14 protein-coding genes are annotated in these 13958 nt (G+C 69.8%); 7 read left to right on the top strand and 7 right to left on the bottom strand.

Annotation, left to right across the window (positions count from 1 at the left end):
• Window positions 1–388: 388 nt before the first annotated feature.
• Both ACXC9Q_RS16635 and ACXC9Q_RS16630 read right to left on the bottom strand, forming a co-directional pair.
• Entirely contained in the window at window positions 389–1429 is a 1041-nt protein-coding gene (locus tag ACXC9Q_RS16635; protein ID WP_457057402.1) for an HAD-IIA family hydrolase, read from the bottom strand.
• Window positions 1426–2313 carry a class I fructose-bisphosphate aldolase gene (locus tag ACXC9Q_RS16630; RefSeq protein WP_457057401.1) on the bottom strand — a complete coding sequence of 296 codons (888 nt, stop codon included), beginning with the start codon at window positions 2311–2313 and terminating at the stop codon, window positions 1426–1428. Before ACXC9Q_RS16630 ends, ACXC9Q_RS16635 begins: the two co-directional genes overlap by 4 nt.
• 197 nt (window positions 2314–2510) lie before the next feature.
• On the opposite strand from ACXC9Q_RS16630, the gene ACXC9Q_RS16625 reads away from it, so the two are divergent.
• From ACXC9Q_RS16625 to ACXC9Q_RS16610, 4 genes are read left to right on the top strand one after another with little or no spacing between them, the layout of a single operon-like run.
• Window positions 2511–3581, top strand: coding sequence for a class 1 fructose-bisphosphatase (locus tag ACXC9Q_RS16625; protein ID WP_457057400.1), 1071 nt, complete (start codon window positions 2511–2513; stop codon window positions 3579–3581).
• Window positions 3582–3593: 12 nt separating this feature from the next.
• Window positions 3594–4469, top strand: a complete 876-nt coding sequence (locus tag ACXC9Q_RS16620; protein ID WP_329480427.1) for a phosphoribulokinase — start codon at window positions 3594–3596, stop codon at window positions 4467–4469.
• A gap of 38 nt (window positions 4470–4507) precedes the next feature.
• On the top strand, window positions 4508–5515 hold the full coding sequence (gene gap, locus ACXC9Q_RS16615) for a type I glyceraldehyde-3-phosphate dehydrogenase (protein WP_457057399.1): 1008 nt from the start codon (window positions 4508–4510) through the stop codon (window positions 5513–5515).
• Window positions 5516–5519: 4 nt separating this feature from the next.
• The gene (locus ACXC9Q_RS16610) at window positions 5520–6758 is read left to right on the top strand and encodes a phosphoglycerate kinase (protein ID WP_457057398.1); all 1239 of its coding nucleotides are present in this window, start codon (window positions 5520–5522) and stop codon (window positions 6756–6758) included.
• Here ACXC9Q_RS16610 and ACXC9Q_RS16605 read toward each other — a convergent pair.
• From ACXC9Q_RS16605 to ACXC9Q_RS16585, 5 genes are read right to left on the bottom strand one after another with little or no spacing between them, the layout of a single operon-like run.
• Window positions 6734–7501 (bottom strand): CbtA family protein, encoded by a 768-nt coding sequence (locus ACXC9Q_RS16605; protein WP_457057397.1) that lies wholly within the window; start codon window positions 7499–7501, stop codon window positions 6734–6736. The genes ACXC9Q_RS16610 and ACXC9Q_RS16605 overlap by 25 nt on opposite strands.
• Before the next feature lie 10 nt (window positions 7502–7511).
• Window positions 7512–7694: a CbtB domain-containing protein gene (locus ACXC9Q_RS16600; RefSeq protein ID WP_457057396.1), complete on the bottom strand. Its 183-nt coding sequence runs from the start codon at window positions 7692–7694 to the stop codon at window positions 7512–7514.
• Window positions 7679–8875 carry an MSMEG_0565 family glycosyltransferase gene (locus ACXC9Q_RS16595; RefSeq protein ID WP_457057395.1) on the bottom strand — a complete coding sequence of 399 codons (1197 nt, stop codon included), beginning with the start codon at window positions 8873–8875 and terminating at the stop codon, window positions 7679–7681. The genes ACXC9Q_RS16600 and ACXC9Q_RS16595 overlap by 16 nt, the downstream gene beginning before the upstream one ends.
• 3 nt (window positions 8876–8878) lie before the next feature.
• Entirely contained in the window at window positions 8879–10408 is a 1530-nt protein-coding gene (locus ACXC9Q_RS16590; protein ID WP_457057394.1) for a hypothetical protein, read from the bottom strand.
• Complete coding sequence (locus ACXC9Q_RS16585) at window positions 10405–11415, bottom strand: carbamate kinase (RefSeq protein ID WP_457057393.1); 1011 nt, start codon at window positions 11413–11415, stop codon at window positions 10405–10407. The genes ACXC9Q_RS16590 and ACXC9Q_RS16585 overlap by 4 nt, the downstream gene beginning before the upstream one ends.
• Before the next feature lie 111 nt (window positions 11416–11526).
• Between ACXC9Q_RS16585 and ACXC9Q_RS16580 the strand changes: the two genes are divergently transcribed.
• The 3 genes from ACXC9Q_RS16580 (at window position 11527) to ACXC9Q_RS16570 (ending at window position 13954) form a co-directional block, all read left to right on the top strand.
• Entirely contained in the window at window positions 11527–12183 is a 657-nt protein-coding gene (locus ACXC9Q_RS16580; RefSeq protein WP_457057392.1) for a hypothetical protein, read from the top strand.
• Between the two features lie 74 nt (window positions 12184–12257).
• Window positions 12258–13421, top strand: a complete 1164-nt coding sequence (locus ACXC9Q_RS16575) for an MSMEG_0568 family radical SAM protein (protein WP_457057391.1) — start codon at window positions 12258–12260, stop codon at window positions 13419–13421.
• Complete coding sequence (locus ACXC9Q_RS16570) at window positions 13421–13954, top strand: MSMEG_0567/Sll0786 family nitrogen starvation N-acetyltransferase (RefSeq protein WP_457057390.1); 534 nt, start codon at window positions 13421–13423, stop codon at window positions 13952–13954. The genes ACXC9Q_RS16575 and ACXC9Q_RS16570 overlap by 1 nt, the downstream gene beginning before the upstream one ends.
• Window positions 13955–13958 lie beyond the last annotated feature (4 nt).

The raw sequence follows: 13958 nt of genomic DNA, 5'->3' as shown, positions 1-13958 counted from the left end.
GCGCCGCCGGTCCCACGCGCCGCCGGTCCCACGCGCCGCCGGTCCCACGCGCCGCCGGTCCCACCCGCCGCCGCGATGAACCCGTCCAGCCGCACGTGCCCGCGCGTGTGCGGCCGGTGTGGCTGCGGGCGGGGGCTGCCGAGGGTGCGGACGGGGGCTGGGCGTGCCAGCGCGACAGGAGGTGTCCGCCCCGGCCCCGGCCTGGAGGCCGGAGCCAGGCGTGAATGCTTCCTCCGACCAGCACCCCTGGACCGACACCACCTGTCGAGCTGGCACGCCCAACCGACCTCGCCCGCACATCCGGCAGAACAGCCTGAAATGATGCCCAGATCGTGGACGCTGGACCGCTGGCGTCAGCGAACACAGCATGTCGTCCACGGATCCAGGCTTAGATACCTAGCCGACGTTCGAGGGCCGTCCACGCAGCGGGGTCCGTGGCGAGCGGTCGATCGTGGTCGCGGGCGTGCCAAGCAGCCGACACGACGGCTCGGAGGAGCCGGTGCCGCGCGACGGGACGTCGTACCGACAGCACGCCTTCCGGTGAGATCGCGACCGCCTCGTCCGGCTCGGGTCGCGGGTACAGGCCAGGTTGGAGCAGACCCGACAGGTCGAACGCGAAGTACGTCGGCCTCGCGTCGTCCTCGGCGAACGCCAGGTCACGCAGGCTGCTGGCTCCGCCGAGCACGAACAGCGAGTCCACTCCGGCCGACCGCGCGCCGACGATGTCGGTGTCCAGCCGGTCGCCGACCATGATCGCTTCGGACCGGTCGCACCCGAGTCGTGAGCACGCGAGCTCGAACAACGCCGTACCCGGCTTGCCCGTCACGTGGGGAGAGGCAGTCGTCGTGGTCTGTACGGCTCCGACGAACGCGCCGTTGCCCGGAGCCAGACCGCGTGAGGTCGGCACCGTCGCGTCGAGGTTCGTCGCCACCCAGATCGCGCCGGCCTGGGCCAGGTAGGCCACCTCGGCCAGGTCGCGCCAGGTCACGTCCTGCCCGGCGCCTTGCACCACAGCTTCCACCGACCTCCCACTGGCGAGCTCGGCGACCCGAACGGCCGTCAGGCCTGCCTCGGTGAGTGCGTCGGCAACGCCCGGCCCGCCCACGGCCAGAACTGGCGCACCTGGCGCAAGCCGTCCAGCCACGTACGCCGCGGCCGCCTGCGAGCTGGTCACGACCGACCAGCCTTCGTCGGTGAGCCCCAGCTCGCGCAGATGTGTCCGGGCAGCTGTGGGAGTCCGGGATGCGTTGTTGGTCGCGAACACCACCGGGACTTGTCCGGCAACTATCGAGTTCAAGCTCGGGATCGCCCCCGGCACTGCCTGCGCGCCGCGGTACACCACGCCGTCGAGGTCGCAGATCACCCCGCGGTACTTCGCCAGCAGCGGCTGGGACCTGTCGATGACGGCCGCGTCGTGGACGTGGCTCACGAACGCGCCCCGCTGGAGACGAGAGCGGCGGCGACGGATTCGCTGGCCCGCTGGCAGTTCTGCAGCAGGATGCGTCCACTCTCGGCCGCGTCCTCCGCGCGTCGCCAGGCCTCGGCCGCCGTGGCGACCAGCGAACGCGAGAACCCGTAGGTCACCTGCCAGGGATGGCCCGGCTCCGCGGCGATGGCATGCAAGTGCGCGCAGGCTTGGTCGAGTGGTTGCCCACCCGAGAGCAGCAGTACGCCGGGAGTCTGGGCCGGCACGCCCTTCTCCAACAGAGCCGTGGTCAGGCGGGCGACCTGCTCGGACTCCGCGCGCACTGGGTTCGAGAGACCGGGGATGACCATGTTGATCCGCAACAGCAGCCGGCTGGGATCGACACCGACCCGGTCGAGCTCGGCGCGCAGGGCCAGCAACGCATTGGTCGTGACGGCCTGGTTGACGGTGATGCTGGAGGCACCGAGCTCCGGCATAGCGATGGTGAGGACGGGAAGAATCCCGGCCGCCTGCGCCGCCGCCGCTCCCCGGGCGAGCGCCTCGGCACCGATGTGGACAGAGCCCAGGGGAACGTCGAGCGGTGACAGGTTCTCGCGCCACTCGGCGAACGCCGCGCCGCGCCCGGCCAGGTGTGCCAGGGAGATCTCCGGCGTCGTTATGCGTACGCCGATCAACGGCCGGCTCCCGCTGGGACGCAGCGCGGCGAACGCTTCGGGCGTCAGGAGGACCGCAGAGACGTAGTCGCTCAGGCCTTCCGTGTGCAGTACTGCCTCGGTGAACCTGTGGGCCCGGTCCGCGCCGACGAGGGCCTCGGCGTACTCGTCGACGACGAGCATTCCCTTGGGTGGTTCCAGGATCGCGGCTGCGGTCTCGTCGATGGTGCGCATTGGGGCCTCCCGGCAACGAACGTGCGGCGTGCCACCGACGCTAGTCAGCAGGGTGCACGACCCGATTCACCCTTAGGGCTGAGTGTGTGGGTGAGCTGGTGATCGGCTACCACCCCTGCGGTCACCCCTCGGGTGGATGCCGACGGGACGCGGTGCTGGTGTGCTCGGACAGTCCACCCCCGCCGCGAGGAGCGCCCATGCTGACTGAACGCCCGACGCTGACGCAGTTCCTGACCGAGGAACGGCGTCGTCACCCTGGTTCGACCGCGGACCTCGACGCGCTGATCCTCGACGTCGCGCTGGCCTGCAAGGCGATCTCGCAGCGGATCGCGTCCGGCGCGCTGGCCGGCGTGCTCGGCGCCGCCGGGGCCACGAACGTGCAGGGCGAACAGCAGCAGAAGCTCGACGTGCTGGCCAATGAGATCTTCCTGCGCACCAACGAATGGGGTGGGTTGCTCGCCGGGATGGCGTCGGAGGAGCTCGAGGCGCCGTACCCGATCCCTACGCGCTATCCGCGCGGCGACTGTCTGCTCGTGTTCGACCCGCTCGACGGTTCGTCGAACATCGACGTCAACGTGTCGGTCGGGAGCATCTTCTCGATCCTGCGCGCGCCCGGGTCCGGCGCCGAGCTCGAGGACTTCCTCCAGCCCGGCACCGAACAGGTTGCCGGCGGCTACGCGATCTACGGCCCGTCGACCCTGCTGGTCCTCACGGTCGGCAGCGGAGTCCACGCCTTCACGCTGGATCCCGCGCTGGGCGAGTTCTTCCTGACCCGGCAGGACATCACGGTGCCGGAGTCGACCAAGGAGTTCGCGATCAACAGCTCGAACAGCCGGTTCTGGGAGCCCGCCGTACGGCGCTATATCGACGAGTGCCTGGCCGGGTCGACGGGCCCGCGGGAGAAGGACTTCAACATGCGCTGGGTCGCGTCGCTGGTGGCCGAGACGCACCGGATCCTGACCCGCGGCGGCGTGTTCCTGTACCCGCGTGACACCAAGGATCCCGCGCAGGAAGGGCGGCTCCGGCTGCTCTACGAGGCCAACCCGATCGCCTTCCTGATCGAACAGGCCGGCGGCCGTGCCTCGACCGGACGTGAGCGCGTGCTCGAGGTCCGGCCGACCGGGCTGCACCAGCGGACCGGGTTCGTCTTCGGCTCGCGCGAGGAGGTCGACCGGATCGAGCGGTACCACGCCGAGTACGGCGGCGGCCTCGAGGAGCAGACCAACCCGTTGTACGGCTCTCGCGGTCTCTACCGCGCCAGTGCGTGAGGAGTTGATCCCATGTCAGCCAAGCACCCCGTCGTCGCGATCACCGGCTCGTCCGGAGCCGGAACCACCTCGGTGATGCGGACCTTCGAGCAGATCTTCCGGCGTGAGCAGGTGCGAGCCGCGTTCGTGGAGGGCGACAGCTTCCACCGCTACGACCGGATGGGGATGAAGGAGCAGATGGTCCGGGCGTTGGCCGAGGGGGATCACACCTTCAGCCACTTCGGCCCGGACGCCAACCTGTTCGAGGAGTTGGAGGCACTGTTCCGCGAGTACGGCGAAACCGGGGGCGGCCGCGTCCGCAAGTACCTGCACGACGAGCCGGAGGCCGCGCCGTTCGGGCAGGACCCCGGCACCTTCACACCGTGGGCGGATCTGCCGGACGACACCGACCTGCTGTTCTACGAGGGTCTGCACGGCGCCGTCGTCACGGAGAAGGTCGACGTCGCCCAGCACGCCGATCTGCTGATCGGTGTCGTGCCGGTGATCAACCTGGAGTGGACGCAGAAACTGCACCGGGACAAGGCCATGCGCGGCTATTCCACCGAGGCGGTGACGGAGACGATCCTGCGGCGGATGCACGACTACGTGAACTACATGTGCCCGCAGTTCTCCCGCACCCACGTCAACTTCCAGCGCGTCCCCGTGGTCGACACGTCCAACCCGTTCATCGCGCGGACGATCCCGGCGCCGGACGAGTCGATGCTCGTGATCCGGTTCAAGGATTCGCACGGGATCGATTTCCCTTACCTGCTGTCGATGCTGCACGACTCGTTCATGTCGCGGCCGAACACCATCGTCTGCCCCGGCGGAAAGATGGATCTGGCCATGCAGCTGATCTTCACCCCGATGCTGTGGCGGTTGCTCGAGCGCCGCGACAAAACCCGCTGACGTCCATCGTTCCCGTCCACTCTGGAGGTTCCGTCTTCATGACTGTTCGTGTCGGCATCAACGGCTTCGGCCGGATCGGCCGCAACTTCTTCCGTGCGGTCCGCGCGTCCGGGGCCGACATCGAGATCGTCGGCGTCAACGACCTGACCGACAGGTCCACCTTGGCGCACTTGCTGAAGTACGACTCGATCCTCGGCCGGCTGGACGCCGACGCCCATGCGACCGGCGACGAGATCGTCGTCGGCGACGCGTCGATCGCCGCCCTGGCCGAACGCGACCCCGCGAAGCTGCCCTGGAAGGACCTCGGCGTCGATCTGGTGGTCGAGTCGACCGGCTTCTTCACCGACGCGAACCAGGCCCGCGCGCATGTCGACAGCGGTGGCGCGAAGAAGGTCATCATCTCGGCTCCGGCGACGAACAACGACGTCACGATCGTCATGGGCGTCAACCACGACCAGTACGACGCCGACGCGCACACCGTGATCTCGAACGCTTCCTGCACCACGAACTGCCTCGCCCCGATGGCCAAGGCGCTGCATGACGGTCTCGGGATCGTCAAAGGCCTGATGACCACGATCCACGCCTACACCGCCGACCAGAACCTGCAGGACAACATCCACAAGGACCTGCGCCGGGCCCGGGCCGCTGCGATCAACGTCGTACCGACCTCGACAGGCGCCGCGAAGGCGATCGGCCAGGTGCTGCCCGAGCTGAAGGGGAAGCTGGACGGCTACGCGATCCGGGTCCCGGTGCCGACCGGCTCCGCCACCGACCTGACGTTCGAGGCGGCGCGGGAGACGTCCGTGCAGGAAGTGAACGAGATCGTGAAGGCCGCGGCCGAGGGCGGCCTGCGAGGGTACCTGCGCTACTCCACCGACCCGATCGTGTCCTCCGACATCGTCACCGACCCGGCGTCGTGCATCTTCGACGCACCGCTGACGAAGGTGATCGGCAACCAGGTCAAGGTGGTCGGCTGGTACGACAACGAGTGGGGCTACTCCAACCGCCTGGCCGACCTGGTCACGCACGTCGGCGGGAGTCTCTGAGCCGATGGCAACCATCGACGACCTCAGCCGAGAGCTGGGTGGACTGCGGGGCCGGCGAGTCCTGGTCCGGTCGGACCTCAACGTCCCACTGGACGGTGGCACCATCACCGACGACGGCCGCATCCGGGCCAGCGTTCCCACGATCCGGCGGCTTGCCGACCGAGGCGCCAGAGTCGTGGTGTCCGCGCACCTCGGCCGGCCGGACGGAGCGCCGGACCCGACCTTCTCACTCGCCCCGGTCGCCGAGCGGCTCGGCGAACTGCTCGGTGCGCAGGTGACCTTTGCGACCGACAGCGTCGGCGAGAGCGCCCGGGCAACTGTCGAGTCGCTTCATCACGGCCGGGTCGCGCTGCTGGAGAACGTGCGCTTCAACGCCGGCGAGACCAGCAAGGACGATGCCGAGCGCGCCCAGGTCGCGGATCGGTTGGCGGCTCTCGCCGATGCCTTCGTCAGCGACGGCTTCGGCGTGGTGCACCGCAAGCAGGCCTCCGTGTACGACGTGGCGCGACGGTTGCCAGCGGCAATGGGTCAGCTCGTCGCCACCGAGATCGACGTACTCCAGCGGCTCGCCCGGATTCCGGAGCGGCCCTATGTCGTGGTGCTCGGTGGTGCGAAGGTTTCCGACAAGCTCGGCGTGATCGACAACCTGCTCGGCAAGGCCGACCGGCTGCTGATCGGCGGCGGGATGGCCTACACCTTCCTCGCTGCCAAGGGATACGAGGTCGGCAACAGCCTGCTCGAGACGGACCAGATCCCGGTCTGCCGCGAGTACCTGGAACGCGCGGCGGACCGGGGCGTCGAGCTCCTGCTGCCGGTCGACGTGCTGGTCACCGACAGGTTCGCCGCCGACGCCGTGGCCGAGGTCGTGCGGGCCGACGAGATTCCGGCGGATCGGATGGGACTGGACATCGGTCCCGAGTCCGCGAAGGCGTTCGCGGCCGCACTGGCCGACGCCCGGACCGTCTTCTGGAACGGCCCGATGGGCGTTTTCGAGTTCGATGCGTTCGCAGGCGGCACACGTGCGGTGGCACAGGCTCTGGCCGAGATCGACGGACTGTCGGTGGTCGGCGGTGGTGACTCCGCGGCCGCCGTACGGCGACTGGGCTTCGACGAGACCGCCTTCGGCCACATCTCGACCGGGGGAGGGGCCTCGCTGGAGTACCTCGAGGGCAAGAAGCTCCCCGGCATCGACGTACTCGATGCCGGGGAGCGGGAGGGTCAGCGACCGCTCAACGCCCGGTGAGTTCGGGCGTACGCCGTAGCAGTGTGGCTCGCCCGTGCCAGCAGCGTGCCGGTCACCAGACCCAACGTGGTCCAGAGCAGCGCGAGCGTGCCGAGCGACTGGAGCCGGAACCGCCAGACCAGGCCCGCGGCGACGTCGGCGGGAATCGCATCGGGACTGGGCGGCAGACCGGCGAAGAGAACGACACCCGCCACGACCAGCACGCCGACGACGCCCCAGCAGGTGCGGGTGGACGACCACCCGCGCCGCTGGGCGGTGCGGACGACGGCGAGCAGCGCGATGAGTGTCAGAGCCGCGATGGCGATCGCGCACGCGTAGAGGAGCGTGCGCTCGGTGACCGTGTCCGGGTCGCCGACAGCGGGCGGGTTGGCCGGGTACTTGAGGCCGGGCGCGAGTGCGAAGACCGCGAAGCCCCCGCCGGCCACGACCAGGGCACTGGCCAGCTCGCTGAAGTTCGACGTACGCCGGAAGCGGCTCAGGGCAACGGCGTACAGCAGGGACAGCAGTAGCGCGGCGACGATCACGGCAATGGCACCGCCGACCTGCTGGAGACCGCGCGAGACGAGCTCGGTGTCGTGCCCCGATTCGCCGTGCGCGTGTTCCATCGCGGTGCGGCTCTCCTCGACCGCCAGCGCGAGCCGGACGGTCGGTTCGACGACCACGAAGCTGAAAGCGGCCGCGACCACACCGGCGGCGAGCCCGCCGGTGAGCGCGGCACGAAGTGTTGACGGCCAGAGGTTCATCTCGTCGTCCCTAGTGGCAGGGCACGCCGAGAATGTGGCGTCCGTCGTGGGTGAACTCGTGGACGTACGGCGCCAGGGTCGACAGCACCGCGCCGTTGTCCTGGAGCATCAGGTACAGCGCGATCAACGACACTACGGCGATGAGGTACGCCCAGACCGGGATGCGGTCGGCGGTGGCTACGTTGCTCGGCATTGGTCGTGCTCTCCTTCGGTGGTGGATGAGAGTGCTCGTCGATAGACCTCGACGTGCTGTGCGGCGGTGCCGGACCACGGGTACGCCGCGGCGACGGCCGGCCCGCGCAAGGCGAGCCGCTGCCGGGTGGTGTCCTCGTCGACCAGTCGCGCCAGACCCAGTGCCAGCGACTCGGCGTTGCCGGCGCCGGTCATCAGGACGTCCTGCTCGTCGATCAGGAACTCGTGGAAGACGTCGATGTCGGACGTGACGACGGGAAGCCCTGCCGCCATCGCCTCGAGGACCACCAGTCCCCACCCCTCCTTCATCGAGGGGAACGCGAAACCGTCGGCCGCGCCGAACCACTCCGGCAGTTCCTCGTCCGGAACGGTGCCGAGCAGGACGACGTCGTCATCGAGCCGCAGACCACTCGACTCCAGCGAGTCGAGGACGTTCTCGCGGTACGCGCGGTAGTCCTGGAAGGAATGCCCGCCGATGATCGCCAGCAGCGGAGGGTTCGGATGCGTCGCCTTCAGCCGGGCCATCGCCTCGACGAGATGGGCGGTGCCCTTGCGCGGCTCGATGCCGCCCACCGTGAGGTAGACGAAGCGGTCGCCGGCGCCGATCCTGCGCCGCAACTCCTTGCGTCGCAGCTCACTGATGCCGTCGCCGAACCGGTCGGTGCGTACGCCGTTGGTGACGATGCCGGCGTGGACGCCGTAGTCCCGCAGCAACTGCTCCTGCCAGAGCTTGCTGACCACGAGCACGTCGTCCGGCTCGAGGATCGCGTTGCGCTGGCAGTCCATCAGCGCCTGGGTGGTGAAGTCGTCGACATGGTGGACCGTGCGGATCAGCCGGTACGGCGCACCTGCATCACGGACGCGTGCCGCGGCCCGGGCCGAGATGCAGTCCTGGCTGTGCACGATGTCGAACTGGTCGCCGATCTCGCTCAAGCACCCGGTCAGCGTCGCGATCGAGTCGAACACCCGCTCCTCGAGCGTGGCCGCGGGGGCCGGTGCCTCGACCAGGTGCACCGGCACGTCGACCTTCCGGAAGAAGCCCTTCCCCTGGTCGGACAGAGCCACCACGGTGACGTCGACCCCGGCCGCCTGCAGCGCTTCGGCGAGCTCGAGGGTGTGGACGACGCCACCGCGTGGCTTGACCGAGTACGTCGTGAGCGCGAGGCGCAGGCGGTCAGCCATCGCCTACAGCTCCGCCGCGACCAGAGCGGGGTCGCGCAACGCGATCGCCGAGGCGGCGAGCGCGGCCCGGGCGGCCGTCTCGGTGACGATGGCGCCCGCGCGGCGCAAGGTGTCCTGCTGGGCCGCGAATCCCTGCGGGTCGAGCTCGGTGCCGAGCACGTAGGCGACGACGGTCGCGCCGGAGCCGACCACCTTCTCGATGGCGGGCGCGAGCGTACCGGCCGGATCCTCGTGGGCACCGTCGCCGATCACCACGTCGAGGAGCACCGCGGCCACGGCGGCGTCGTCGACCTGCCGCTCGAGGAACTCGATCCGGGCCTGCGGGTCGATCATCGGGTGCGGACGGCCCTTGGTGTACTCCTCCTCGCCGAGGTCGAGGAACAGATGCGAGTCGGTCGTCGCCGCGTCGACGGTCAGCGACTTGTCCAGCGGGACGTTGGAGTGAATCGGGCCGAGGTGGTCGGTGGCGATCGTCAGCGCCTCGTAGCACAGCGTTCCACCGCTGTAGAGACCGACCACCTTGCGTCGTGACGGTGCCAGCCCGGTGATCAGGCCGGCCACCTCCTCGGCCAGCCCCTGCACCAGATCGGGGGCCGATCCGCCGACCAGGGCGACTGTCTCGGCGGCACCCCGCTCGAGGGTGTTGACCACCGTCACGTGCTCCGCGGTGGACAGGCTGTCCCGCAGGCCCATCAGCGCGGCCACGGTCGGCTTGGACGGTACCTTCAGCAGCCGCTCGGCCACCTCGCGCGACGGCGGCTTGGACACCAGCAGGATCGCCTGGGTCCGCTCGTCGGCGTCGAGCGCGCGCAGCGCCGACTCCGCCATCAGGCCGCCGACCTCGGGGGACAGGTCGCGGCCGCCGACGCCGATGACGTGCGAGACTCCGATGCCCCACCGGTCCAGCAGGCTCATCACTTCCTGCGCCCCCGTTCCGGCCGCGGCGACGATGCCGACCGGACCGGCGCTGACCCGGTTGGCGAATCCGAGGCCGGCGCCGGCGATCATCGCCGTACCGGCACCCGGCCCCATCACCAGCCGGCCGAGGTCGCGGGCCCGTTCCTTGAGCTCGATCTCCTCCTCGAGCGGCACGTTGTCGCTGAAGAGGAGCACGTCCAGGCCGGCCGTCAGCGCCTTGTGCGTCTCGAGCGCGGCGTACGAGCCGGGCACCGAGATGATCGCGACATTGGCATCCGGCCGCTCGGCCAGCGCGCCGGCCAGATCGGTGGCGTTCGGTACGGCGTCGTCCGCTTCCTGCGCGTTGGCCGCGAAGAGCGTCGCCTCGGCGGTCTCCAGCGCTGCTGCCGCCGCGTCGTCGTCATCGGCCCGGACAGCCAGCACAAGATCGTTCGCTGCCGCGCCGTCCGCGTCGCCGGCGATGCCTTGCTCCGCGAGGGTCTCGAGGTTGGCGGGGGTGGCCATCAGGGCCCAGCCCCAGGACACCCCGGGCGATCCGAGGATCGCGCGGGTGGCCTCGAGGAGGCGCACGCTGTCCTTGTAGGAGTTCTTGCGTACGGCGACGCGGGTGCTCATCCGACCAGCTCCTTGGTGGTGGCGGGGGTGGGGACGTCCTCGGTCAGGATCCGAGTGCCACGGTGTCCCTCGACCACCCCGTGGGGTTCGTCGAGGGTCGCGTAGACGAGTTCAGGGGTGGTGATCGCGGCGAAGCGCGGCCGCTCGGCCGAGGACGAGCCCTCGACGAACTTGATCGCGGCGCTCATCTTCGGGCCCATGCTGCCGGGCGGGAACTGCCCGTCGGCGAGATGCCGCCGGGCCTCGGTCACCGTCAGTTCCTCGACGGACCGCTCCTGCGGCGTACCGAAGTCGAGTTTGACCGACGGCACGCCGGTGACCATCACGAGCGCGTTCGCGTTCGCCGCGACCGCGATCCGCTCGGCGGCGAAGTCCTTGTCGATGACGGCGTCCACGCCGCGGTAGGCGCCGTTCTCCTCGATCACCGGAATGCCGCCACCGCCCGCGGCGACGACGATGTGACCGGACTGCGTCAGCGCCGCAACGGCGTTCGCCTCGAGGATCGCCTGCGGGGTCGGGGACGGCACGACCCGGCGGAAGCCGCGGCCCGCGTCGGCGACCATGGTCCAGCCGCGGGTGCCGGCGAACTGCTCCGCCTCGCCCTCGGTGAAGAACGGCCCGATCGGCTTGCTGGGCTGGGCGAACGCGGGATCGTTGCGGTCGACAACGATGTGGGTGACGACCGAGACCGCACCGGAGATCTCGCGGCCGCAGACTTCGTGCAGGGCCAGGCAGATCAGGCTGCCGAGGGCTCCCTGGGTCATCGCGCCGAGGGAGAACAGCGGCTGCGCCGGCACCAGCCGGGCGCCCTCCTCGTGCTGGATCGCCAGGTTGCCCACCTGCGGTCCGTTCCCGTGGACGATGATGATCTGCCAGCCCCTGCGCAGCAGCGACCGGACGGACTTGGCCATGGTCAAGGCGTTCGAGTACTGCTCCTCGACGGTGCCCCGTTGGTCTTCGCGGGTGAGTGCGTTGCCGCCGAGGGCAATGACCGCGATATCGCTCATGTACGGCTCCCACTGTCTGGGGCGGGCGTCCGCCCGATGCAGATGGCACAACATAGCAGATGAGCATGTCGTATAGTAGATATCGAGTGAACCCGACCAGGGAGATGTGCGATGACTGACGAGATGACCGCCCGAGCGCTGCGATCCTCCTGGCGCGCGTCGGAACAGGCGCTGTACTCCCTGGGTGGCGGAGATGTCGGGCGCTACGAACGCGCCGTCCAGCTGGTCCGCGCGATCGTCGACGAACTGCAGGGCATCACGTCGACCGCCGCCTTGGTCGATCGCTGGCCGGACGCCGGCGGGATCGCCGCCGCTGCCGTGGAGCGGGTGGGCCTTGCGCTCGGCTCACTGCCGGTGGATCAAGTGGCAGGTGCGGCCTTCGCACTACGCCATGCGGCGTTACAGGCCGACGAGACCCGGCGCGCCAGGTCCGAGCTCATCGCTGTCGCCCGGCAGGAGGGGGCTGACTGGGTCGTCCTGCACGAGAGTGGCGATCTGCTGGCCGGGTTCGCGGATCCGTACGGCACCACGCGGATGCACCTCGCGTCCGGTCTCGCGATCGTCGCCGCGGTCCAGCCGGAGCTGACCACGGGCGCGACGGTCCGCACGCTGACCGTGGTCCGGCTCGACCCGCGCACCGGCGACCTCGTGGACGACGACCCCGGTATCGCCGACCTCGCGTACTCCGACAGTTCGTCCTTCCGCAGCGGCGAGGCCGCGTTGCGGGAGGTCGTCGAGGAGGCGGCCGCCGCGGATCGTGTCGGATGATAGACGAACGTGTCTGTCAGGAGATACGGTAAGTCAATTGCGCTGCAGGACGACACGCTCGGAAGGACGCTCCCGTGACCCAGACGGCACAGACCCGGACCCCCATCGCCACGGTCGACGACGGCAGTCGGCTGAGTGACCTGATCCTCGAGCTGCAGGAGAAGGGGCTCACGGTCAGCGGACCGCTGGAGCGCCGGCCTGGTGGCGCCGGTCCGTCGGACGCGGGCATGATCTGGGTCGAGGGGACGCCCGTCACGGTCCCCGTCGACGCCGCGTACGTCGCGAGTACGCCGTACTCCCTGGAGCGGGAGGATTCCGGCCACGGGATCTACCGCGACGGGGTGCGGCTGGCGTCCGCGACACCGGCCGGGCGTCCGCGTTTCTACGACCTCGAGACCGCGGACGGTACGCCGTACTGGAAGCTCGCCCTGATGCACCTGGACTCGCTCGCGAGCACCGTGCTGCAGACCTGTGCCTATTGGGGTAACGACGACCAGTGCACGTTCTGTGGCATCGGTGTTTCGCTCGCGTCGGGCAACACGGTCAAGGTGAAGCGGCCCGAGCAGCTCGCCGAGGTCGCGGTCGCCGCGCGCGATCTCGACGGGGCCGTGGACATCACGCTCACCACGGGATCGACGTGGGGCAAGGACCGCGGTGCGTACTACGTCAGCAAGTGCGGCCATGCGATGAAGGAAGCCTCCGGGCTGCCGGTCGAGGTGCAGTTCGAACCGCCGACCGACCTGGCCGTCATCGACAAGGTGCACAGCCTGGGCATCGACTCGCTCGGGATCCATGTCGAGTCGTTCGATCCGCAGGTGCTCGCCCGGGTCGCGCCGCCGAAGGCCCGCACGGGCATCGAGCGCTACTTCGAGACCTGGGAGTACGCGGTCGAGCGCTTCGGTGAGGGCCAGGTGTCGACGTACGTGATCCTCGGTATGGGCGAGGATCCGGAGGTCACGCTGGCCGGTTGCAAGCGGGCGATCGACATCGGTGTCTACCCGTTCATCGTTCCGCTGCGCCCGGTGCCCGGCAGCCTGATGGCCGATGCCGTCCCGCCGAGTCGTGCCTACACCGAGAGCATCGCGCGGGTGGTGGCGCCCGAGTTGGTCAAGCGCGGGCTGACCGCGGACAAGGTCTCGGCGGGTTGCGCGCGGTGTCAGGCCTGCTCGGCGCTGGGGTCGCTCGAACGAACCATCCAGCTGGGCATGCCGGGCCGGTTGCCGGTGCGGAGCGCGTGATGACGCGCTCGCCCGGCATCGGTGTCTGGCGGGCGGCCGGGCCGGATCTCGCCCGGCACTACGCGATCCGTCAGCGGGTCTTCGTGCTCGAGCAGCGCATCCTGGAGCTCACCGATCTCGATGGGCACGACCGCGACGCGGACACGATCCACGTGCTGGCTGCGCAGGGCTCTTGCGCGGCCGGCACGGTGCGGCTGTATCGGCTGGACGGCGAGCTGTGGCAGGGCGACCGTCTCGCCGTACTCCCGTCGCACCGGTCCTCGATGGTCGGGGCCGAGCTCGTCCGCTTCGCCGTCGCCACGGCCGGCGCACTCGGTGGCGCCCAGATGGTGGCCCAGATCCAGTTGCCGAACGTGCGCTTCTTCGAGCGGCTCGGCTGGACCCGGGCCGGTGCTCCCGCGCCGTACTGCGGCCGCGACCACCAGCCGATGGTCTACGACCTGACGCAGGCGCCGGTCTTCCTCCTCCCCGGGAGACCGGCCGAGCTCATGCTCGAGCCCCTCGTCGAGGTGCCGGACCTGCGAGCAGGCTGAGGCC

The organism is Kribbella sp. CWNU-51, from assembly GCF_054073265.1.
This window is presented reverse-complemented; position numbering and strand designations above follow the sequence as displayed.